The 18,463-nt window shown below is 72.2% G+C and carries 20 protein-coding genes; 9 read left to right on the top strand and 11 right to left on the bottom strand.

What is annotated here, in order from left to right; translation table 11 throughout:
- Positions 1-5 precede the first annotated feature (5 nt).
- Together ACVHNB_RS26300 and ACVHNB_RS26295 are read right to left on the bottom strand one after the other, a co-directional pair.
- Positions 6-206: a DUF5999 family protein gene (locus ACVHNB_RS26300; protein ID WP_324767166.1), complete on the bottom strand. Its 201-nt coding sequence runs from the start codon at positions 204-206 to the stop codon at positions 6-8.
- Positions 207-538: 332 nt separating this feature from the next.
- A complete protein-coding gene (locus ACVHNB_RS26295) occupies positions 539-1,123 on the bottom strand; it encodes a hypothetical protein (protein ID WP_428956080.1) in 585 nt (194 codons plus the stop codon).
- Positions 1,124-1,649: 526 nt separating this feature from the next.
- On the opposite strand from ACVHNB_RS26295, the gene ACVHNB_RS26290 reads away from it, so the two are divergent.
- On the top strand, positions 1,650-3,170 hold the full coding sequence (locus ACVHNB_RS26290; RefSeq protein WP_428956081.1) for a glutamate-cysteine ligase family protein: 1,521 nt from the start codon (positions 1,650-1,652) through the stop codon (positions 3,168-3,170).
- A 6-nt stretch (positions 3,171-3,176) separates the two neighbouring features.
- Here the strand turns inward: ACVHNB_RS26290 and ACVHNB_RS26285 are convergent, their stop codons facing one another.
- Positions 3,177-4,946 (bottom strand): substrate-binding and VWA domain-containing protein, encoded by a 1,770-nt coding sequence (locus tag ACVHNB_RS26285; protein ID WP_456226059.1) that lies wholly within the window; start codon positions 4,944-4,946, stop codon positions 3,177-3,179.
- A gap of 190 nt (positions 4,947-5,136) precedes the next feature.
- Between ACVHNB_RS26285 and ACVHNB_RS26280 the strand changes: the two genes are divergently transcribed.
- Entirely contained in the window at positions 5,137-5,937 is an 801-nt protein-coding gene (locus tag ACVHNB_RS26280) for a CPBP family intramembrane glutamic endopeptidase (protein WP_428957724.1), read from the top strand.
- A 3-nt stretch (positions 5,938-5,940) separates the two neighbouring features.
- Here ACVHNB_RS26280 and ACVHNB_RS26275 read toward each other — a convergent pair whose 3' ends face one another.
- Positions 5,941-6,750, bottom strand: coding sequence for a PhzF family phenazine biosynthesis protein (locus tag ACVHNB_RS26275; RefSeq protein ID WP_456228953.1), 810 nt, complete (start codon positions 6,748-6,750; stop codon positions 5,941-5,943).
- A 638-nt stretch (positions 6,751-7,388) separates the two neighbouring features.
- Between ACVHNB_RS26275 and ACVHNB_RS26270 the strand changes: the two genes are divergently transcribed.
- Positions 7,389-8,006: a PadR family transcriptional regulator gene (locus tag ACVHNB_RS26270; protein WP_456226058.1), complete on the top strand. Its 618-nt coding sequence runs from the start codon at positions 7,389-7,391 to the stop codon at positions 8,004-8,006.
- A gap of 116 nt (positions 8,007-8,122) precedes the next feature.
- Here ACVHNB_RS26270 and ACVHNB_RS26265 read toward each other — a convergent pair whose 3' ends face one another.
- Both ACVHNB_RS26265 and ACVHNB_RS26260 read right to left on the bottom strand, forming a co-directional pair.
- A complete protein-coding gene (locus tag ACVHNB_RS26265; protein ID WP_428956086.1) occupies positions 8,123-8,551 on the bottom strand; it encodes a type II toxin-antitoxin system Rv0910 family toxin in 429 nt (142 codons plus the stop codon).
- A 122-nt stretch (positions 8,552-8,673) separates the two neighbouring features.
- Complete coding sequence (locus tag ACVHNB_RS26260; protein ID WP_428956087.1) at positions 8,674-8,862, bottom strand: hypothetical protein; 189 nt, start codon at positions 8,860-8,862, stop codon at positions 8,674-8,676.
- 199 nt (positions 8,863-9,061) lie between these two features.
- Here ACVHNB_RS26260 and ACVHNB_RS26255 point away from each other — a divergent pair, with 199 nt between their 5' ends.
- The 3 genes from ACVHNB_RS26255 to ACVHNB_RS26245 all read left to right on the top strand — a co-directional run bounded on the left by ACVHNB_RS26255 (position 9,062) and on the right by ACVHNB_RS26245 (position 11,970).
- A complete protein-coding gene (locus ACVHNB_RS26255) occupies positions 9,062-9,571 on the top strand; it encodes a Clp protease N-terminal domain-containing protein (protein WP_428956088.1) in 510 nt (169 codons plus the stop codon).
- Between the two features lie 80 nt (positions 9,572-9,651).
- Positions 9,652-10,668 (top strand): EamA family transporter, encoded by a 1,017-nt coding sequence (locus ACVHNB_RS26250; RefSeq protein WP_456226057.1) that lies wholly within the window; start codon positions 9,652-9,654, stop codon positions 10,666-10,668.
- 363 nt (positions 10,669-11,031) lie between these two features.
- On the top strand, positions 11,032-11,970 hold the full coding sequence (locus tag ACVHNB_RS26245) for a DMT family transporter (protein ID WP_456228952.1): 939 nt from the start codon (positions 11,032-11,034) through the stop codon (positions 11,968-11,970).
- 9 nt (positions 11,971-11,979) lie between these two features.
- Here the strand turns inward: ACVHNB_RS26245 and ACVHNB_RS26240 are convergent, their stop codons facing one another.
- Positions 11,980-12,624 (bottom strand): FMN-binding negative transcriptional regulator, encoded by a 645-nt coding sequence (locus ACVHNB_RS26240; protein ID WP_428956090.1) that lies wholly within the window; start codon positions 12,622-12,624, stop codon positions 11,980-11,982.
- Positions 12,624-13,307, bottom strand: coding sequence for a pyridoxamine 5'-phosphate oxidase family protein (locus ACVHNB_RS26235; protein WP_428956091.1), 684 nt, complete (start codon positions 13,305-13,307; stop codon positions 12,624-12,626). Before ACVHNB_RS26235 ends, ACVHNB_RS26240 begins: the two co-directional genes overlap by 1 nt.
- Positions 13,308-13,344: 37 nt before the next feature.
- Here ACVHNB_RS26235 and ACVHNB_RS26230 point away from each other — a divergent pair, with 37 nt between their 5' ends.
- The gene (locus ACVHNB_RS26230; RefSeq protein WP_456226056.1) at positions 13,345-14,676 is read left to right on the top strand and encodes an aminotransferase class I/II-fold pyridoxal phosphate-dependent enzyme; all 1,332 of its coding nucleotides are present in this window, start codon (positions 13,345-13,347) and stop codon (positions 14,674-14,676) included.
- Between the two features lie 19 nt (positions 14,677-14,695).
- On the opposite strand, the gene ACVHNB_RS26225 is transcribed toward ACVHNB_RS26230, so the two are convergent.
- Positions 14,696-15,649 carry a DMT family transporter gene (locus tag ACVHNB_RS26225; protein ID WP_456226055.1) on the bottom strand — a complete coding sequence of 318 codons (954 nt, stop codon included), beginning with the start codon at positions 15,647-15,649 and terminating at the stop codon, positions 14,696-14,698.
- Positions 15,650-15,724: 75 nt separating this feature from the next.
- Here ACVHNB_RS26225 and ACVHNB_RS26220 point away from each other — a divergent pair, with 75 nt between their 5' ends.
- Positions 15,725-16,642: a LysR family transcriptional regulator gene (locus ACVHNB_RS26220; RefSeq protein ID WP_428956094.1), complete on the top strand. Its 918-nt coding sequence runs from the start codon at positions 15,725-15,727 to the stop codon at positions 16,640-16,642.
- Between the two features lie 55 nt (positions 16,643-16,697).
- On the opposite strand, the gene ACVHNB_RS26215 is transcribed toward ACVHNB_RS26220, so the two are convergent.
- Positions 16,698-17,165 (bottom strand): pyridoxamine 5'-phosphate oxidase family protein, encoded by a 468-nt coding sequence (locus ACVHNB_RS26215; protein WP_428956095.1) that lies wholly within the window; start codon positions 17,163-17,165, stop codon positions 16,698-16,700.
- Positions 17,166-17,286: 121 nt separating this feature from the next.
- On the opposite strand from ACVHNB_RS26215, the gene ACVHNB_RS26210 reads away from it, so the two are divergent.
- A complete protein-coding gene (locus ACVHNB_RS26210; RefSeq protein ID WP_428956096.1) occupies positions 17,287-17,928 on the top strand; it encodes a cysteine hydrolase in 642 nt (213 codons plus the stop codon).
- Here the strand turns inward: ACVHNB_RS26210 and ACVHNB_RS26205 are convergent.
- The gene (locus ACVHNB_RS26205; RefSeq protein WP_428956097.1) at positions 17,915-18,367 is read right to left on the bottom strand and encodes a Rieske (2Fe-2S) protein; all 453 of its coding nucleotides are present in this window, start codon (positions 18,365-18,367) and stop codon (positions 17,915-17,917) included. The two genes, ACVHNB_RS26210 and ACVHNB_RS26205, sit on opposite strands and share 14 nt — an antisense overlap.
- Positions 18,368-18,463: the final 96 nt, after the last annotated feature.

Below are 18,463 nucleotides of genomic sequence, written 5' to 3'. Positions count from 1 at the left end.
AGGCCTCAGGCGGCTGTCACCACGGCGCCCAGCGGGCGGTGCGGCGCGATGATCGTGCCGTTGGGCAGCAGTTCACCGGTGTCCTCGAAGAGCAGGACGCCGTTGCACAGGAGGCTCCAGCCCTGCTCCGGGTGGTGAGCCACAGGGAGCGCGGCCTCCCTGTCCGCGGATTCTGCTGTGGGGCACGACGGCTGGTGCTGGCACATGGATGGGATCTTTCGCTGCGTAGTGATCTCGATGACGGTGCTGTCTGTGCTGCGGCTCGAAGTCTTCTTCATGGCCGCCCCCCGTATTCAGTCGGTCCGAACCCAGTGTTGCCCTGCGGGCGTCATTCCGCAGGGATTTCGTTGCAGCGGTCCTCACTGGATGGAGACGCGTCACCCGTGCGGACGGTTCAGCCCAATTGCACTGTCCCTTCGGGTGGTTCGGGGTGGTCGGACCGGGCTAGTCCGGTCGGGCAGAGCTGTGCCCCGCGACCGGGCGGTGCGGGGCACGGCGTCGGAACGGCGAGGCGTGTTCCGTGGTTCTTGCTGTCGGGTCAGGCGAGCAGGGCGGCCCGTGGTGGCGTCAGTCGCAGAGCGAGGACCGGCAGCAGTTCCGCCACGCGGTGCGGGCGATGGGCCGCGATGCCGGGCGGCGCCGGTGCGAGCGGGACCAGGATGTCGTCGGCCGCCGGGTGCCCGCTCGCCGCGTCGGCGGTGTGGTCCTTGTGCAGCCACAGGGTGAGCATGTACAGCTCCGGCACCGAGAGCAGCCGTGGCTGGTAGATCCCCGGCAGGGACTCCGCCTGGCGCAGGGCGCGCTCGGTGGACGTCACGTAGGGGCCTTCGAAGAAATGGGAGAAGGTCCAGCCGTCCGGGGTGAGCATCGTGTCGGCCGCGGCGACGGCGCGGTCCGAGCAGCGGACCAGGAAGCGCCAGCCGGTGAGGCGGGCGGGCGACGGTCCGGTGGCATCGGTGATGCGGTCCAACACATGGACGGGCAAAGGGAGTTCGGGACTTGCCGGTCCCTGCGCGGCGCGCAGGGAAGGGGTACGGGCCTCACGGACGGCGGTGGGGGAACCGAGGGCCGTGAGGACGCTGCGGAGAGCGGGCGCGGGAGCCGGGGGAACATGCAGCGGCATGGTGGGTCGCCTCTCATTCGACAGGCACGTGGTGCGAGGGCGGTGCGGGACGAGCGGACGGCGCTGTCTGCTGCGTGGTGCGCGGGAGCGTGCAGAAGTACGCGGGCCAGAGGGGGCGGGGGCCTCGGCCACGTGCGCCAACTCTCTGTCTCGTTCGCGGAGTTTATACGACGTGTGTTCACATGATGTTTCGGCTGCCTGCGCGGACAGGTTGCGCAAGGTGCTATTCGGCCGTCATCCCGGCGCCGTTTTGTCGACGTCCATCCACTTTTCCGTGAGCGAGCCCCGCGTGACCTCGATGTCTTTCGAGTGAGCGGTCGGCCGATTCTCGTCGGCGTTTTTCACCAGGGTTCCGTAGATGAATCTGCAAAAAGCCGCATGCCTAGGGAATGTGCCGCAGGGTAACCGCTCTGAGCGTACTGCTCCGTGGACCCGCGCGGGGCGTTATCGATCACATTGCCGGGGCATCATCCACCGTGACACGCGGCCGGATCGTCGGGCTGCCCGTGCGAGGAGGGACGCTTCCATGGGGGAGAAGGTCGTTGCGGGCGCGGTCGACCTGGCCGACCGCCGGCGCTACCGGGACAAGCTCAAAGAGTGTCTCGTGGGGCTCGAGCGACTGCTGGACGAGAAGCGGTTCGACCGGCCCAGGAATCTCATGGGGCTGGAGATCGAGCTGAATCTCGCCGGGCCCGACGGGATGCCGAGAATGATGAATGCGGAAGTACTCGAGCGGATCGCGAGCCGGGATTTCCAAACGGAACTCGCGATGTTCAATCTCGAAGTGAATATCGCCCCGCACCGGCTCGGCGGCCGCGTTCTCGATCAGCTGGCGGAGGAGCTGCGCACGGGACTGGGCTATGCCCATCGCAAGGCCAACGAGGTCGACGCGGGAATCGTGATGATCGGCATTCTGCCGACCCTGGGCGCGGACGATCTCGTCTCCGCGAACCTGTCGGACGTCGACCGGTACACCCTGCTCAACGACCAGATCGTGGCCGCGCGCGGCGAGGACTTCGTGCTCGACATCGAGGGCGTCGAGCGGCTGACCTGCACGTCCTCGTCGATAGCGCCCGAAGCCGCCTGCACGTCCGTGCAGTTGCACCTCCAGGTCACGCCGGGCCGGTTCGCCGATGTGTGGAACGCGGCGCAGGCGGTCGCCGCGGTGCAGATCGCGCTGGGGGCCAACTCGCCGTTCCTGTTCGGGCGTGAGCTGTGGCGCGAGTCGCGGCCCCCGCTGTTCCAGCAGTCCACCGACACCCGGTCGCCCGAGCTCCAGGCCCAGGGGGTCCGGCCGCGGACCTGGTTCGGGGAGCGGTGGATCGAGTCGGCGTACGACCTCTTCGAGGAGAACGTGCGGTACTTCCCGCCGCTGCTGCCGATCCTGGACGAGGAGCGGCCCCTGGACGTCCTCGACAAGGGCGGTGTGCCGAGCCTCGCCGAACTCGTCCTGCACAACGGGACCGTGTACCGCTGGAACCGGCCCGTCTACGGCATCGCCGACGGCGTCCCGCACCTGCGCGTCGAGAACCGGGTGCTGCCCGCGGGGCCCACCGTCACCGACGTCATCGCCAACGTCGCCTTCTACTACGGCGTCGTACGGGCCCTGGCCGAGGACGCGCGGCCCGTGTGGTCGCGGCTCTCCTTCGACGCGGCCGCCCGCAACTTCGACACCGCATGCCGGTACGGGATCGACGCGCGCCTGGAGTGGCCGCGCCGGGGCCGGTTCGGGGGTACGGAACTGGTGCCGGCCGTCAGCCTCGTCCGGGACGAGCTGCTGCCGCTCGCGGCCGCCGGGCTCGACGCGTGGGGTGTCGAACCCGCCGACCGGGACCACTATCTGGGCGTGATCGAGGAGCGGTGTGCGCGGCGCACCAACGGAGCTGCCTGGCAGGCCGCGACGTACCACCGCGCACTGGAGAGCGGCCTGGCGCGTGACGCGGCGCTCGCGGCGACCACGCGCCGGTACGCCGAGCTGATGCACCTGGGCGAGCCCGTGCACACCTGGCCCGTCGGGCTGCCGGAGCCGGCCGTCCGGCTCGGCTGACGCGGCTCAGTTGCTCTTCGCGCCCGCCTGGACGATGGCCTTGAGGATCACCTGCTGGATGTCGGCCGGGTCGCTGACCTGGTGCCCCGAGCCGCCCGTCGCCTCGGCGATCTGCTCGATCTCGTCCTTGTCGGTGTCCGGGCCGACGGCGATGGCGATCAGCGGCACCGGGTGCTCGCGGTCGGTCAGGGTCTCCAGCTGGGAGATGAGGCTGCTGCGGGACATCGAGCCCGGGTCCTGGTTGACGCCGTCGGTGACGACGACCACGGCGTTGAACTTGCCGCTCTTGTACGACGACGTGGCCTTCTTGTAGGCGGCGAGCGTCGTGTCGTAGAGGCCGGTCGCTCCGCCCGGGACGGGCTGCAGGGAGGTGAACGCGGCGGACAGCTTGTCGCGCTGGGTGCCCGAGCCCTTGCGGTCGCCGAGGCGCTCGGTCGGGACCAGCTCCTTGTAGTCGCGGTCGCCGTCGAGCAGGGTCGAGAACTCCCACAGGCCGATCTCGTCCTCCGGCGTGAACGTCGACAGGGCCGCGAGCATCGACGCCTTCGTCACCTCCATCCGGGACTCGCCGCGGCCCGGCACCAGGTTGGACATGGAGGCCGAGGCGTCCACGACCGTGCTGATGCGGGCGCTCTGCACGGTGATCGTCCACATGCCGAGGGTCTCCTCGATGTCCGCCTCGCCGGGCGGCTGCGAGGTGGGCTCCGCGTACGGCTGCGGGGAGCGGGCGCCGGCCTCCGTCGCGACCGTGTCGGGTGAGGAGCCGCCCTCGGTGCGAAAGCCGTGCCGCTCCAGGACGGACCGGCCGTCGGGGGCGCCGAGCAGGGTCATGAAGCGGACGGCGGCGCGGCTCTCGTCAGTGCTCAGGGCGGACTCGTCGACCAGGGAGAAGGGGTAGTTCAGCTCGGGCGAGCCGTCCTTCGGGTAGAAGAGGTCGAGGGCGCCGCCGTCGCCGGCCTCGGCGTTGTGCGCGAAGGCGGCCTGCTCGGAGAGGATCAGTGCCTCGTTGCGGCGCGGGTTGCCCTGCTCGGTGCCGGAGCCGTCGCGGGCCACCGTGTCCATCAACTGCCCGTCGCTGTCGGACGTGCGCTGTGAGAGCACCTTCGCCATGGCAGCGGCCCGGGTGCCGTCGTCGCCGGACTTCTTCGCCGCGCCCGCCAACTTGGTGAGCGCGAGCAGACCGGTGGAGCTGCGGGCGGGATCGGCGGCGCCCAGGCGCAGCTTGTCGTCCTCCATCGCGGCGCCCGTCAACTGGGTCCAGCTGTACGTCTTGTCGGGCCAGCCGAAGGCCTTGGCGGCCGACGGCACCATGCCGACGCCGATCGGCGACGTGGCGATGTCCCCGGCAGCCGTGAGCTGGGTCGCCTTCGCGTTCTGCTCGACCCGCTGGATCCACAGGTCCGAATCCGGCACCCACACCTGGTAGTCGGGTCTGCCCTTGCCCGCGCGCAGCGCGTCGGCGACCTTGTACGACTCGCGGCCGGTGACGGTGACGTCGAGGCAGTTGCCGTCCGAGGTGACCTTCTTCTCACGGGCGTGGTCGGCCGCGTCCTGCAGCGCGGGTGCCACGTCCGGCGAGGCGACGACGTCGAGGTGCACCTTGTCGCCGCAGGAGTCGCCGAGGTCGAGGAGGTCGCTGCGGACCGCCAGGGCCGTGCCGGCCGCGACGACGAGCACGAGGGCCGTCGCGATGGCCACCGTGCGTCCCCGCGAACGGGGACGCGGGTCGGCCGTGGCCGTCCCGTACTCGTCGGGCATGCTGCTGTGACGTCCCATGACGGTGGTGCCCCTCCCTGAGCCGTAAAGGCAGTTGCGATATAAGCGATGAAGCAAGAGAGGGGAGAGGTGCGCCGGACTGCGGCGCTCCGCCCCCCTCGGCCTGTCGCGCGCGATCTTCGTACCTGCATTCGAGACCCTAGCGGGGCGGCGTGAGGGATGAGGCGGGATTACTCAAGTGAAGGCAGGTGTGCAGGTGGAGGCGGGGTCGGTGGCCGGTTCTTATCCCCAGGAGGGGCTCTCGCGACGATTTCTGCGGGACGAGACGCTGCTCGTATTGGGGCTTTCGCTCGGTGCGAGCGGCGTGTCCGCGCTGATCAGCTTTGTCGGATCGGTCACCAAACCGGGCGGTCTGAAGGATCAGGCGGCGACCCTCAACGCCTCGGCCGCGCCCGGGCGTCCCTGGCTTGATCTCGCGTGGCAGTTGTTCGGGATCGCGAGCGCTCTCGTGCCGGTCGCGCTCGTCGCGCACCTCCTGCTGCGCGAGGGCGAGAGCCTGCGCACGATCGGCTTCGACCGGACGCGGCCGTGGTTCGACGGGGCGCGGGGCGCCGCGATCGCGGCCGTGATCGGCAGCACCGGTATCGCGTTCTATCTCGCGGCCCGCGGCCTCGGCTTCAACCTCACGGTGGTGCCGGAGGCGCTGCCCGACGTGTGGTGGAAGTACCCGGTGCTGATCCTCTCGGCGGTGCAGAACGCCGTGCTCGAAGAGGTCATCGTCGTCGGGTATCTGCTGCGCAGACTCGGGCAGTTGGGCTGGACGCCCGGCACGGCGCTGGTCGCGTCGTCCGTGCTGCGCGGTTCGTACCACCTGTACCAGGGCATCGGCGGGTTCTTCGGGAACCTCGCGATGGGCGTCGTCTTCGCCTTCCTGTACCGGCGGTGGGGGCGGGTCGGGCCACTGGTCGTGGCCCATTCCCTCTTGGACATCGGCGCGTTCGTCGGATACGCGCTGCTCGCGGGCAAGGTGGGCTGGCTGCCCACCGCCTGACGGCTACGCGGTGAGGTCGCCCTCGATGACGGTGACCGCGCTGCCGGTCAGCAGAGTGCGCTCGCCGCGCAGTGCCACCCGGACCAGGCCGGTGCGCGGCGAGGCCTGCAGGCCCGTGAGGTCGGTGCGGCCGAGGCGCGGTGCCCAGAACGGTGCCAGCGCCGTGTGCGCGCTGCCGGTCACCGGGTCCTCGTCGATGCCGACGCGCGGGAAGAAGCAGCGGGAGACGAAGTCGTGGCCCCGGGCGGGGTCCTCGGCGCGGGCCGTCGCGATGATGCCGCGCTCGAAGTGATCGGCCAGCGCCTTGAGGTCGGGGGACAGTGCCCGGACCGTCTTCTCGTCGGGCAGTTCGACCAGCAGGTCGCCGACCGAGGGGCCCGTGTCGTGCGCCGAGAGCGGTACCGCGCCGAGCACTTCGGCGAGACCGGCCGACGTCGGCTCCTCGGTGAGCGGTGCCGTCGGGAAGTCGAGCGTGAGGGAGCCGTCCTCGTGCGGGGTCGCGACGAGGACGCCGCTGCGCGTGGCGAATCGGACCGGGCCCCGGGCCGTGCCCGTCGAGTGCAGCACATGGGCCGCGGCGAGGGTGCCGTGACCGCACATGTCGACCTCGGTGGCGGGCGTGAACCAGCGCAGGGCCCAGTCCGCCGCACCGCCCTCGGGCAGCGGGTGCGCGAAGGCGGTCTCGGCGTGGTTGACCTCGGCGGCGACGTTCTGCAGCCAGGCGTCGTCCGGGAAGGCGTCGAGGAGGAGGACGCCGGCCGGGTTGCCGGCGAAGGGGCGGTCGGTGAAGGCGTCGACGATACGTATACGCATGTCGGAGAAGGTAGTTGGCATGCCGGGGCACCGGCCAAGGCCAATCGCGCGCCGGTGGCATGACCGCCCCGCCGCGTCGGCGGGCCCGGTGCTCAGTGGCGTACGAGAGCGGCGGGGAGCGACCGTGTCCGAGCCGACGAGTTCCGCGACGCGGCAGTCGGCGATGCCGTCCTCGACATGGTCGAGCAGCCGCTCGCCGCCGTCCGCGAGGAGCGGCACGATCGCCAGGCGCATCTCGCCGGCGAGGCCCGCGCGAAGGTACTGCCGCACGGTGGCGGGGCCGCCGCCGATGCGGACGTCGCGGCCGTCCGCCGCGTCGCGGGCATCCGGTCGTGCAGCCCCGCGACGCCGTCTTCGAAGGGGGTGTCCAGGCGCTGGCGCGGTCCCGCCGCGAAACCGCAGAGACGCGGAGCTCGGGCATGGCGTTCTCCCTGGTCGTGGGCTTGCCCCCTCGAACTGTTCCGGTGGGCCCCGCACCTCTGCGTCGATCGGCGACGGCCCGGATCCGCACGTGCCCGGACAGCTCTTTTCGGCAGGTGTTGCCAAGCGAACTGTTCCGATATATCGTTGAGACATCGCGATCGGTCAATGATCGCGGTCAATGAATCCTTCGATCAGTTACGAAAGGACTGATTCCCATGCGTACCCACGGACACGACCACGGACATGGACACTACGGACCCGGCCACGAGGGCCGGGGCGGCTTCGAGCGCGGCGGCTTCGAAGGCCGGCGTGCGGCGTTCGGACCCTTCGGCCCGGGTTTCGGCCCCGGCCCCTGGGGCGGACGCGGCGGCCGCGGGGGCGGGCCCCGGGGGCGGGCGCGGCGCGGTGATGTGCGCGCCTCGATCCTGGCCCTCCTCAAGGACCGCCCGATGCACGGCTATGAGATGATCCAGGAGATCGCCGAGCGCAGCGGCGGCGCGTGGAAGCCCAGCCCGGGCTCCGTCTACCCGACGCTCCAGCTGCTCGAGGACGAGGGCCTGATCGTCAGTGCCAGCGAGGGCGGCAAGAAGCTCTTCTCGCTCACCGAGGCCGGTACCGCCGCCGCCGAAGAGGGGCCCGACGCCCCCTGGGAGGAGCCCGGTCGCGGTGTCGACTGGGAGGCCATGAACGAGATCCGGCAGGCCGGCTTCGGTCTGATGGAGGCGTTCGGCCAGGTCTGGAAGACCGGCAGCAAGGAGCAGCGCGAGAAGGCGATCGCCGCCATCAACGACGCGCGCAAGAAGCTGTACCTGATCCTCGCCGACGAGGACTGAGCCCGTGCGGGCCCAGCCAGGGTGCAGAGCGCGGAAGAGGCGTCCCGTACGACATGTACGGGGCGCCTCTTCGCGTGCGTACCGGGACGTCCCGCGGGTGGGGCGGGCCGAACGGGTCAGGCCACCAGGCCGCCCAGCTTGCGCAGCGACTCCTGGAGCGCCGCCGTCGCCGAGTCCTTCAGCTTGCCGGCCATGAGGGAGACGGCCGCGCCCGTGAACTCGCCGTCGATGCGGACCGCCGTCGCGTCCCCGTCCGGGGTGAGGCTGTAGCGCGTCCTGACGTTCACGCCCATCGGGCCCTTGCCCTGGATCGCCAGGGTGCGGGCGGTCTCCAGTTCCTCGATGGTCCAGGTGACCTCGGCCGGGAAGCCCATCAGCTTCATGTTCTCCTCGAACCGGCCGCCGACCTCCAGCGAGGTGGGGCCGCCCTTGGGGAAGTCGGTGTGGGTGGCGTTCCACTCCCCGTACGAGGAGAAGTCGGTGAGCTGCGCCCAGACCTTCTCGGCAGGCGCCTCGATGCGTGCTTCCGCGCTGACTTCGGCCATGCGGCCACCCCTTTGTGTCGAGAGCTGTCGAGAGCCCTACGGGCTGTGGTGTCGCGGAAAGTAGCCGCCCGGCCTCGAACATTCAATACTGATGAACCGTCAGGAATCAGGGGAGGGCTTGCTCAGCCCACGCGTTCGATCTCCGCCGCGTCGAACAGGTCGTACGCGCGCGGATGCGGACCCTCGTCGTGGCAGTGCCAGGCGTCCCAGAACAGGTCGGCGGGCAGCGCGTCGTCCGGGGCGTACACCCGGTACACGTATTGCCTGCCGTCGATCGCGGGCAGGGCCACGAGCCAGCACCTGCTCTCCATATCTGTGACGGACGAGCGCCGAGGGGGTCGCGGTTGCGCGCGAAGCGCAGGGCAAGGAGGCGCGCGCCCCGCAGCGGTGGGCGGTGCGATCTCATCCCTGAGGAGGAGAAGTCGTTCATTCGTGCCCAACTTGTGTCGGACACGAAAATGCTCCCCGGCGGGGATGTTCCTGTGCATCGCGGCTGATGGGGTGGGGTACGTGCAAAGCCCTATCCCGTCGGACGCCACCGCGCACGGCCACCCCCAGGAAGAGACCCCCGACGCCCGGCTCAGTGACGAGCTGGCCCTGGTCGTCGCGGCGGCCCGGCGGCGCGCGGTGCGGGACGGGGACCGTCAGATCGACACCGCCCATCTGCTGCACTCGCTCCTGGAGACCGACCCCGAGGTGCGCGACGCCTTCGCCGACGGGGGACAGGTCGCGCGGCTGCTCGGCTATCTCGTGCAGCGCAGCATCGGCTACGGGCTGCAGTGGCAGGGCGCCGTGGAGGACTCCGGCGCGGTCCCGGTCGTCAGCGGTGTCCCCGGCTGGTCCCCCGTCGCCGCCGCGGCGATGGAGTCCGGCGTCGAGCGGGCCGCCGGCCGCGGGGACGAGCGGGCCCGCGGCGTGGACGTCCTCGCGGCGCTCGCGGCGGACGTGGAGTGCCGCGCGGTCGAGGTGCTCGGCCGGGCCGGGGTGGACGTGGCGGGGCTGCGGACCCGGCTGAACTGACATCGCCTCCGGAGCGGCCCCGTCCGCCCTGTGAGACAGGGGTCATCGGGAGTGACGGTCCTGACCGTCCCTGTCATGATGTGCCGGTGCACGGGTCAAAGGGGTCTCAGGGGATTCAGGAAACCAGTGGGCGCGGCTTCGGACCGGGGCTCGCCCTGGTCTCCGCGCTCGCGTTCGGCGGATCGGGCGTCGCGGCCAAACCGCTGATCGAAGCGGGTCTCGACTCCCTCTCCGTGGTGTGGCTGCGCGTCGCCGGCGCGGCCCTCGTCATGCTGCCGGTCGCCTGGCGGCACCGCGCGCTCGTACGCCGCAGGCCCCTGCTGCTCGTCGGCTTCGGGCTGCTCGCCGTCGCGGGCGTGCAGGCCTGCTACTTCGCGGCGATCGCCCGCATCCCCGTCGGCGTGGCCCTGCTCATCGAGTACCTGGCGCCCGCCCTGGTCCTCGGCTGGGTCCGCTTCGTCCAGCGCAAGCCCGTGACCCGGGCCGCCGCGCTCGGTGTGGTCCTCGCCGTCGGCGGGCTCGCCTGCGTGGTCGAGGTCTGGTCGGGGCTCAGCTTCGACCTGCTCGGCATGCTCCTCGCGCTCGGCGCGGCCTGCTGCCAGGTCGGCTACTTCGTCCTGTCCGACCAGGGCAGCGACGCGGGCGACTCCGGCGGCGAGGTGCCCGATCCGTTCGGCGTGATCGCGTACGGACTGCTGATCGGCGCCGCCGTCCTCACCGTCATCGCTCGCCCGTGGGGCATGGACTGGTCCGTGCTCGCGGGCAGCGCCGCCATGAACGGCACGTCCGTCCCCGCCTGGCTGCTGCTGTGCTGGATCGTGCTGATCGCCACCGTCCTCGCGTACGTCACCGGCGTGGTGTCCGTACGGCGGCTCTCGCCGCAGGTCGCCGGTGTCGTGGCCTGCCTGGAGGCGGTCATCGCGACCGTCCTCGCCTGGGTCCTGCTGGGCGAACACCTCTCGGCGCCGCAGCTGTTCGGCGGCGCGGTGGTGCTCATCGGCGCGTTCATCGCGCAGTCGTCGAAGCCGGCGGGGCAGGAGCAGCCCTCCGCCGCCGAGCCGGAAACCGCGTTGTCCCGGTCGGGCAGCGCCGTCTAGGGTGACGATCATGCATTCACGCGCACTCGTCCTGCCGCCGCCGGCCGTCTAGGGCCGGTCCGGCCACCGGCCGGACCCGGGCTGTTCGGCGATCCGCCGCACCGTGACCGTCACCGACCGGTGGCCGGTCCGTACGGTGCCGCGTGCCGCGCCGGACCTCCCGAGGACGGGTGCCGATCTCTCCGTGACCGGACGGATCCGCCCGTCGGGCCCTGGCGCGGGCGGCCCCTCCCGAACGTGGATCCCCGGCTCGGCCGGGGCCCGGCCGTCCGCCGACGACGGTCCGTGTTCCCGGCACCCGCCGCGGCGGGTCCCTTCTCCGTGGAGATCCACGTGTCGAATGCAGTCCCGGTCGGCTCAGCCGTGCCGTGTTCCCCGCTCCATCCCGCTCCGCAACTCCCGCTGACCCGCGGCCTGCTGTACCTGGCCGTCGCCGGCCTGGCCTGGGGCACGGCGGGCGCCGCCGCCTCCCTCGTGTTCCGGCTCAGCGACCTCGGGCCCGCCGCCCTCTCGTTCTGGCGGTGCGCCGGAGGCCTGGTGCTGCTCGCGGCAGCCCGGGCACTGCGGCGCCGGCCCGTCCCGCGCCCCACCGAACCGCTGGGCCCCAAAGCCGTCCGGCTCGGTGTGCTCGGGCTGTGCCTCACCGTGTTCCAGACCGCCTACTTCGCCGCCGTCGCGGTGACCGGGCTCGCCGTCGCCACCGTCGTCACGCTCGGCGCGGGCCCGGTGCTCATCGCGCTCGGCGCGCGGCTGACCATGGGGGAGCGGCTCGGCCGCGGCGGAGTGATCGCCGTGGCAGGCGCCCTCGGCGGCCTCGCGGTGCTCATCCTGGGCGGCGGGGGCGCGACCGTGCGCCCGCTGGGCGTGCTGTGGGCCCTCGTCTCCGCGGCCGGGTACGCCGTGATGACACTGCTCACCCGGTGGTTCGGGCGCGCGGGCCGGGCCGGTGACCAACTCGGCACGACCGTGGGCACGTTCGCGGTCGCCTCGCTCGCGCTGCTGCCGTTCGGCGCGGCCGAGGGCCTGGTCCCGCACACGGTGCACCCCGTGGAGGTCCTGGGCCTGCTGGCCTACATGGCGTCCATGCCGACGGCGCTGGCCTACGCCCTGTACTTCGCGGGGGCGGCGGTCGTGCGCTCCGCCACCGTGTCCGTGATCATGCTGCTCGAACCGGTGGGCGCGGCCGTCATCGCCGTGACGCTGCTGGGCGAACGGCTGACCGCGGCCACCGTGGCGGGCACGGTGCTGATGCTGGCCGCGGTCCTCGGGCTCGCCGTGGCGGAGGCCCGCTCCCCGCACTGAGCCGACGGCTCACGCGCCCCGGCGCCGCCGCTGCACCGCCAGCGCGGCGGCGTCCCGGGGCCCGCCGCGCTCGGCGAGCCCCGCGGCGATCCGGTCCTGGACCTCCTCCGGCTTGTGCCCGGCGTACTTGAACTTGGCCCGCACATCGGTCACTTCGAGCCGCAGGCCGCGGATCCCGGGCAGCATGCGCCCGTACGGGGCCTCGCCCACCGCCGCGGTCGCCGAGAGACCGGGCGGCTGGAAGTGGCCCACCTGACGGTTGAGCAGCGCGGCCTTCTCCTCGGGGTCGTCCACGACACGGGCGGTGCACCGCAGCTGAACAGCGCTGTACACGCTCGTCGGCGTCCCGTGCTCGGCCGGGGCGCCGGGCAGCGCCTGCCACGGGCCCGGCACGAACGCGTAGTCGTCGACGACGCTGAGCAGCACCTCGGGGCTCGCGTCGAGCGCGGGCCACACCGGGTTCGGGCGGGCGAGATGGGCGACGACCTCGCCGAACTCCCCGCCCGACGACGGGTCGTACGCGAAGTGCAGGGGCTGCACGAACGGCGGCTCGCCCGGCAGTCCGTTCACCGCGAGCTGCCCGAAGTCGTGGGCGGCCAGCCACTGCTGCCACTCGGCGGCGTCGCGGGCCGCGTCCCACGGGTGGATCAGCATCACAGGTCCCGCAGGTAGGAGGGGACCTCGATGCCGTCGGCGAGGTCGTCCGCCGGGATCAGCGGGCCGTACCCCCGCTGCAGCGGGACGACGCCCGTCCAGTGCGGCAGGTCCAGGTCCTCCGGCTCGTCGTTCGGGCCGCCGGTGCGCAGCTTCGCCGAGACCTCGGCGAGGTCGAGGCTGAGCACGGCCGTCGCGGCGAGTTCCTTGGCGTTCGCCGGACGCGAGTCGGCGGACCGGCCGGGCACCACGTGGTCCACGAGTGCGTCGAGGGCGAGCCGCTTCTCGTCCGGGTCCGTGACCTGGTGCGCGGTGCCGTGGATCACCACGGAGCGGTAGTTGATGGAGTGGTGGAAGGCGGAGCGGGCCAGCACCAGTCCGTCGACGTGCGTCACGGTGAGACAGACCGGCAGACCCGGGTCCTGCTGTCCGGCCATGCGCAGCGGCCGCGATCCCGTCGACCCGTGCACGTAGAGGCGCTCGCCCACCCGGCCGTACAGGGTGGGCAGCACGACCGGGGCGCCGTCGCGCACGAAGCCGAGATGGCAGACGTACGCCTCGTCGAGTATCGCGTGCACCTGGGCGCGGTCGTAGGCGGCACGGTCCTTGGAGCGGGTGGGGACGGTGCGGTCCGTGGGGACGTAGGCGGTGTCGGTCGCCTGCTGCTCGGGGGCCACGCTCATGTTGCGAACTCCATTGCACTAGTGCAAACTGTGGTTTGTGCTAGAAGAGTATCCGATCAAGGGGCGTCGTGCCGCGGAGATTTCCGCGAGCGTCGAGCGCGCGGTGGCCGACGGAGGCCTGGAGCCGGGGCAACTGCTGCCGCCGATGCGGGAGTTGGCGCAGCAGCTCGGGGTGAACCCCAATACCGTCGCGGCCGCGTACCGCACCCTGCGCGAGCGCGGGGTCATCGAGACCGCGGGCCGGCGGGGCAGCCGGGTGCGCCCGAAGCCGGCGACCACCGCGCGGGAGCACATCCGGGTGGACGTGCCGACCGGTGTGCGGGACGTGTCCGACGGGAATCCGGACACCGCGCTGCTGCCCTCGCTCGTCGAGGCGTTCACCGCCGCGGCTGCCGTCGCGGACCGCGATCCGGTGCTCTACGGGGACGACCCGCTGGAGCCGGAACTGGTGCGCCGGGCGCGGGCGGGCTTCGACTCCGACGGGGTGCCGGACGGGCCGGTGGCCGTCGCCTCGGGGTCGCTGGACGCGATCGAGCGCGTGCTCGCCGCGCACCTCAAGGCCGGTGACGCGGTCGCCGTCGAGGACCCGGGGTGGGGCAGCATGCTCGACCTCGTGCCCGCGCTCGGCCTGCGCCTGGTGCCGGTCGGCGTGGACGACGACGGACCACTGCCGGACGAGGTCGAGCGGGCGCTGCGCGACGGAGCGCGGGCCCTCGTGGTGACCGGCCGGGCGCAGAACCCCACCGGTGCGGCGGTCGGTGCGGCCCGCGCGAAGGCGTTGCGCGACGTACTGGAGGCGCACCGCGAGGTCCTGCTCATCGAGGACGACCACGGGCACGGCATCGTCGACCTGCCGCTGCACCCGCTGGCCGGTGTCACCCAGCACTGGGCGTTCGTCCGCTCCGTCGCCAAGGCGTACGGGCCTGACCTGCGGCTCGCGGTGCTCACCGGCGACGCCGCCACCGTCGACCGGGTGCGCGGCCGGCAGCGGCTCGGGCCCGGCTGGGTCAGCCGCATCGTGCAGCGGGCGGTGACCGGCCTGTGGGCGAGCGGCGCGGTGGACGCGCGGGCGGTCGCGGCCTCGTACGGGAAGCGGCGCGACGCGCTGATCGCGGCCCTCGCCGAGCGGGGCGTCGAGGCGCACGGGCGCAGCGGGATGAACGTGTGGATCCCGGTCCCCGACGAGACCGGCGCGGTGGCGCGGCTGCTGCACGCGGGGTGGGCGGTCGCGCCGGGCGCCCGGTTCCGGATGAACGCCGGGCCGGGCGTGCGGATCACCGTGTCCCGCCTGTCCGTCGAGGAGATCGAGGCCGTCGCGGACGTCGTGGCGGCGGCCGTCGGGCCCGCGCCGGCACGCTCCTACGCCTGACGCGGGCCCGACGGTTCCGTCAGGAGCGGGCCCGGGCCCGCGACTGGGTGAGCGCCGCGCCGGCCAGCACGATCACCGCACCGACCGGCGTCGACCAGCTCAGCGACTCGCCGAGCACGGCGACGCCCGCCGCGGTGGCGATGACCGGGATGAAGTACGTGACCATCTGCGCGGTCGTCGGGCCGACCTCGGCGACCAGGCCGTACTGGATGAGGACCGCGACGCCGGTGCCCAGAGCGCCCAGAGCGATGATCGCGAGCAGCGGGACGATGCCGAAGTGTCTCGGCCAGGACGTGAACAGCGGTGTGACGAAGGCCAGTTGGACCGTGGCGAGCAGGAGCTGCGCGCCGGTCATCGACAGGTGCGAGTGGCCCGTGTGCGCGAGCGTGCGGCGGACGTAGATCCACCCGACCGGGTAGCTGAACGACGCGAGCAGGGCCATCGCCGTGCCCGTCACGTCCAGACCGTGGAAGCCCTGCCAGACGCCGAGGACCGTCAGCACCCCCAGGAATCCGATGCCCAGGCCGGCGACCCGGCGCCGGGTCGGCCGGTCCTCGGACAGCGCGACCAGGGACAGCGCCATGCCCCACAGCGGCGACGTCGCGTTGCAGATCCCGGCCAGCGTCGACGGGATCGTCTCCTCGGCGAAGGCGAACAGGGAGAACGGCAGCGCGTTCAGCAGGAACGCCGCGACCGTCAGATGCCCCCAGGTGCGGGCGCCGCGCGGCAGCCGCTCCCGCTTCACGGCCATCGCCGCCGCGAGCACCAGCGTGCCGAACACCAGCCGCCCCAGCGTCACCTGGAACGGGGCGTATCCCTGCGTGCCCACCTTGATGAGCAGGAAGCTGAAACCCCAGATCAGGGAGAGGACGCCGAAGCGGACGCGCCAGTCGAGGGCGCGGCGCGCGGGGGAGGTGGCCGGGGCGGGGGACGCGGAGGGCGCTGCGGTCCGGGCGGCGCTGACGGTGCTCATGGACGTAAGGATCGCGCCCCCGCTCTTCGTAGCACAAGCGAGACTTCTTGCGGGATATCGCTTAGCATCCCTTACATGTTGAACCTGGAGCGGCTGCGCGTCCTCGACGCGCTCGCCCGGCACGGATCGGTGAGCGGCGCCGCCGACGCGCTGCACGTCACGACCTCGGCCGTCTCGCAGCAGATGGCCAAGCTGGAGCGCGAGGTCGGTCAGCAGCTGCTCGCCAAGCACGGCCGCGGGGTGCGGCTGACCGACGCGGGACGGCTGCTCGCCGAGCACTCCGCGCGCATCCTGTCGCAGGTCGAGCTGGCCCAGTCCGACCTGGAGGCGCAGCGGGGGCAGGTGGTGGGGGAGCTGCGGCTGTCCGCGTTCCCCACCGCGGCGCGCGGGCTGTTCCCCGCGGCGCTCTCCGCGCTGCGCGCCGCGCATCCCCAACTTCGCGTGCGTTCGCAGGAGTTGGAGCCGGAGGCCGGAGTCGCCGGGGTGATCCGCGGCGACCTCGACCTGGCGATCGTGCTCGACTGGTACAACAAGCCGATGCCGCTGCCCGACGGCCTGGTCAAGGCGAGCATCCTCGACGACCCGGCCGATATCGCGATGCCCGCCGGGCACCCGCTCGCCGGCCGTGACGAGGTCGGCCTGGAGGACTTCGCCGACGACGAGTGGATCACCTGGGGAGAGGGCGAGTTCTGCCACGAATGGCTGCTGTTCACGCTGCGCGCCAAGGGTGTCGAGCCGCAGGTCGGCCATCGCGCCGCCGAGACCCACACCCAACTCGGCCTGGTGTCGGCCGGGTTGGGGGTGTGCGTGGCGCCGCTGCTCGGCCGTGATCCGATGCCGCCGGGCGTGGTGACCGTGCCCGTGCGGCAGCAGGTGCGGCGCCATGTGTACGTGGTGTGGCGTGCCGACGCCGACCGCCGGCCCTCGATCCGGGCGGCCGTGGAGGCGCTGCAGAAGGCTGGGGCCGATCTGGGGCAGTCCGCCGAGGGCTGAGGGGGCCGGGGTGCGCCCTTGTCCTACAGGTCCGCGTCCCTGCAGATCCGCGTCCCTATAGATCCGCCAGCTTGCGGAAGTCCCACGACGCGATCTTGTCGGGGGTCAGCCGGGCCCAGGCGTGGCGGCCGTCGTGGAACATCTCGGCCATGCCGAAGTTCTTCCGCGCGAACAGCGGCTCCAGCGCGTCGAGTTCGGGGCACGGCTCGCCGGTGCGCGGGGACTCGCCGACGAACTCGACGCGCCCGGACAGCTCGACGCCGCGCAGCTCCCCGTACTCCTCGCCCGCGTCGACCACCACGGCCACGCGCCCGTCGGCCCGCAGATCGGCCCAACGGCGGCTGCGGTCCAGGGAGTACAGCCACAGCGACGTCCCGTCCCAGACGAACCACAGCGGGCTGACGTGCGGGGTGCCGTCGGCCGACACCGTGGCCACCCGGCACGTGCGCTGCTCGGTGAGGAACGTGTCCAGCTCCTGCGAGGTCATCATGATCCTGCGACCCCGGCGCTGGGTGACGGTCATGGGCACTCCCCGGTCCGTTGGCTGACGATGCGTCAGGAAAGCAGCATGCGGCCTCTTCCGTCCGCGCGCAATGGTCACTAGTCTCCAGCACCCTGGACCGGCCGGACCTACAGGGGGAACCATGCCGACGCGCGAGGACTTGGCCGAACTGCTCGAACCGGCGGGCACCGTGCTGCTGACCGTCGAGTGCCAGCAGGGCGTCGTCGGCACCGACAGCGCCCTGCCCGAACTCGCCAAGGAGGCCCGCACGTCTGGCGCGCTGGCGAACGTGGCGCGGCTCGTGGCCGCCGCCCACGAGAGCGGGGTGCAGGTGCTGCACGCCGTCGCCGAGCGGCGCCCCGACGGACGCGGCGCGAACCGCAACGGCCGCCTGTTCCGTGCCGCCGAACGCCTCCCCGTGCAACAGCTCTCGGGATCCAAGGCCGTCCGGATCGCCCCGCCGATCGAGGTCGCCGACGAGGACCTCGTCGTACGCCGGCTGCACGGTCTCTCGCCGATCGCGGGCACCGACGTCGACCCGCTGCTGCGCAACCTCGGCTGCCGCACCCTCGTCGTCACCGGAGTCTCCGCCAACGTGGCCGTACCCAACGCGGTGTTCGACGCCGTGAACCTCGGCTACACCGTCGTCGTCCCCAAGGACGCGATCGCGGGGGTGCCCTCCGACTACACCCCCGCGATGATCCGCAACACGCTCGCCCTCGTCGCCACCGTCACGGCGACCCCGGACGTGCTCGCCGCGTGGAAGCGCCCTAGGCGAGGCTGATCGAGTCCCCGGTCACCGTGATCTTCTTCTCGGGCAGCGGCCGCGTCGCCGGCGGGTTCTTCACGCTGCCGTCCTCGATGGAGAACTTGCTGCCGTGGCACGGGCAGTCGATGGTGCCGCCCTCGACCTTGGTCACCGCGCACCCCTGATGCGTACAGGTGCTGGTGAACCCCTTGAACTCGCCCTTCTTCGGCTGGGTCACCACGATGCCGGCGTCGGCGAAGATCTTGCCGCCGCCCTCCGGGATGTCCGAGGTCTTCGCGAGCTCCTCGCTCCCGCCGCCGCCGGCCGACGAGGCGTTGCCCGCCGGTTCGGACGAGCCGTCCTTCGAACCGCAGGCGGTCAGCGCCGCGGCGATCCCCGCGGCGCCGACCGCGGCGACGACGGTCCGGCGAGCGGGCGCCGGGCCCGTGGGTGCGGTCTCCTGCGAAGCGGTCATGCTCTCGGTTCCTTTCGATGGGCGGACCTGGATCCCGTGGGGGTACTTTCCCGTACGTGCCGTGATCCCGGAGCGTTCAACGTCTCGCCGATCTCA

The sequence above is a fragment of the Streptomyces sp. YJ-C3 genome, assembly GCF_053891275.1.
This window is presented reverse-complemented; position numbering and strand designations above follow the sequence as displayed.

Bases quoted from the DNA above. Each gene is read 5' to 3' on its own strand.
- ACVHNB_RS26235 (WP_428956091.1), bottom strand. From the start codon at position 13,307: ATGAGCGTGGCCCCCGAGCAGCAGGCGACCGACACCGCCTACGTCCCC.
- ACVHNB_RS26275 (WP_456228953.1), bottom strand. From the start codon at position 6,750: ATGCGTATACGTATCGTCGACGCCTTCACCGACCGCCCCTTCGCCGGC.
- ACVHNB_RS26210 (WP_428956096.1), top strand. From the start codon at position 17,287: ATGCCGACGCGCGAGGACTTGGCCGAACTGCTCGAACCGGCGGGCACC.
- ACVHNB_RS26240 (WP_428956090.1), bottom strand. From the start codon at position 12,624: ATGCTGATCCACCCGTGGGACGCGGCCCGCGACGCCGCCGAGTGGCAG.
- ACVHNB_RS26290 (WP_428956081.1), top strand. From the start codon at position 1,650: ATGGGGGAGAAGGTCGTTGCGGGCGCGGTCGACCTGGCCGACCGCCGG.
- ACVHNB_RS26265 (WP_428956086.1), bottom strand. From the start codon at position 8,551: ATGGCCGAAGTCAGCGCGGAAGCACGCATCGAGGCGCCTGCCGAGAAG.
- ACVHNB_RS26285 (WP_456226059.1), bottom strand. From the start codon at position 4,946: ATGGGACGTCACAGCAGCATGCCCGACGAGTACGGGACGGCCACGGCC.
- ACVHNB_RS26300 (WP_324767166.1), bottom strand. From the start codon at position 206: ATGTGCCAGCACCAGCCGTCGTGCCCCACAGCAGAATCCGCGGACAGG.
- ACVHNB_RS26225 (WP_456226055.1), bottom strand. From the start codon at position 15,649: ATGAGCACCGTCAGCGCCGCCCGGACCGCAGCGCCCTCCGCGTCCCCC.
- ACVHNB_RS26215 (WP_428956095.1), bottom strand. From the start codon at position 17,165: ATGACCGTCACCCAGCGCCGGGGTCGCAGGATCATGATGACCTCGCAG.
- ACVHNB_RS26295 (WP_428956080.1), bottom strand. From the start codon at position 1,123: ATGCCGCTGCATGTTCCCCCGGCTCCCGCGCCCGCTCTCCGCAGCGTC.
- ACVHNB_RS26220 (WP_428956094.1), top strand. From the start codon at position 15,725: ATGTTGAACCTGGAGCGGCTGCGCGTCCTCGACGCGCTCGCCCGGCAC.
- ACVHNB_RS26270 (WP_456226058.1), top strand. From the start codon at position 7,389: ATGCGTACCCACGGACACGACCACGGACATGGACACTACGGACCCGGC.
- ACVHNB_RS26260 (WP_428956087.1), bottom strand. From the start codon at position 8,862: ATGGAGAGCAGGTGCTGGCTCGTGGCCCTGCCCGCGATCGACGGCAGG.
- ACVHNB_RS26205 (WP_428956097.1), bottom strand. From the start codon at position 18,367: ATGACCGCTTCGCAGGAGACCGCACCCACGGGCCCGGCGCCCGCTCGC.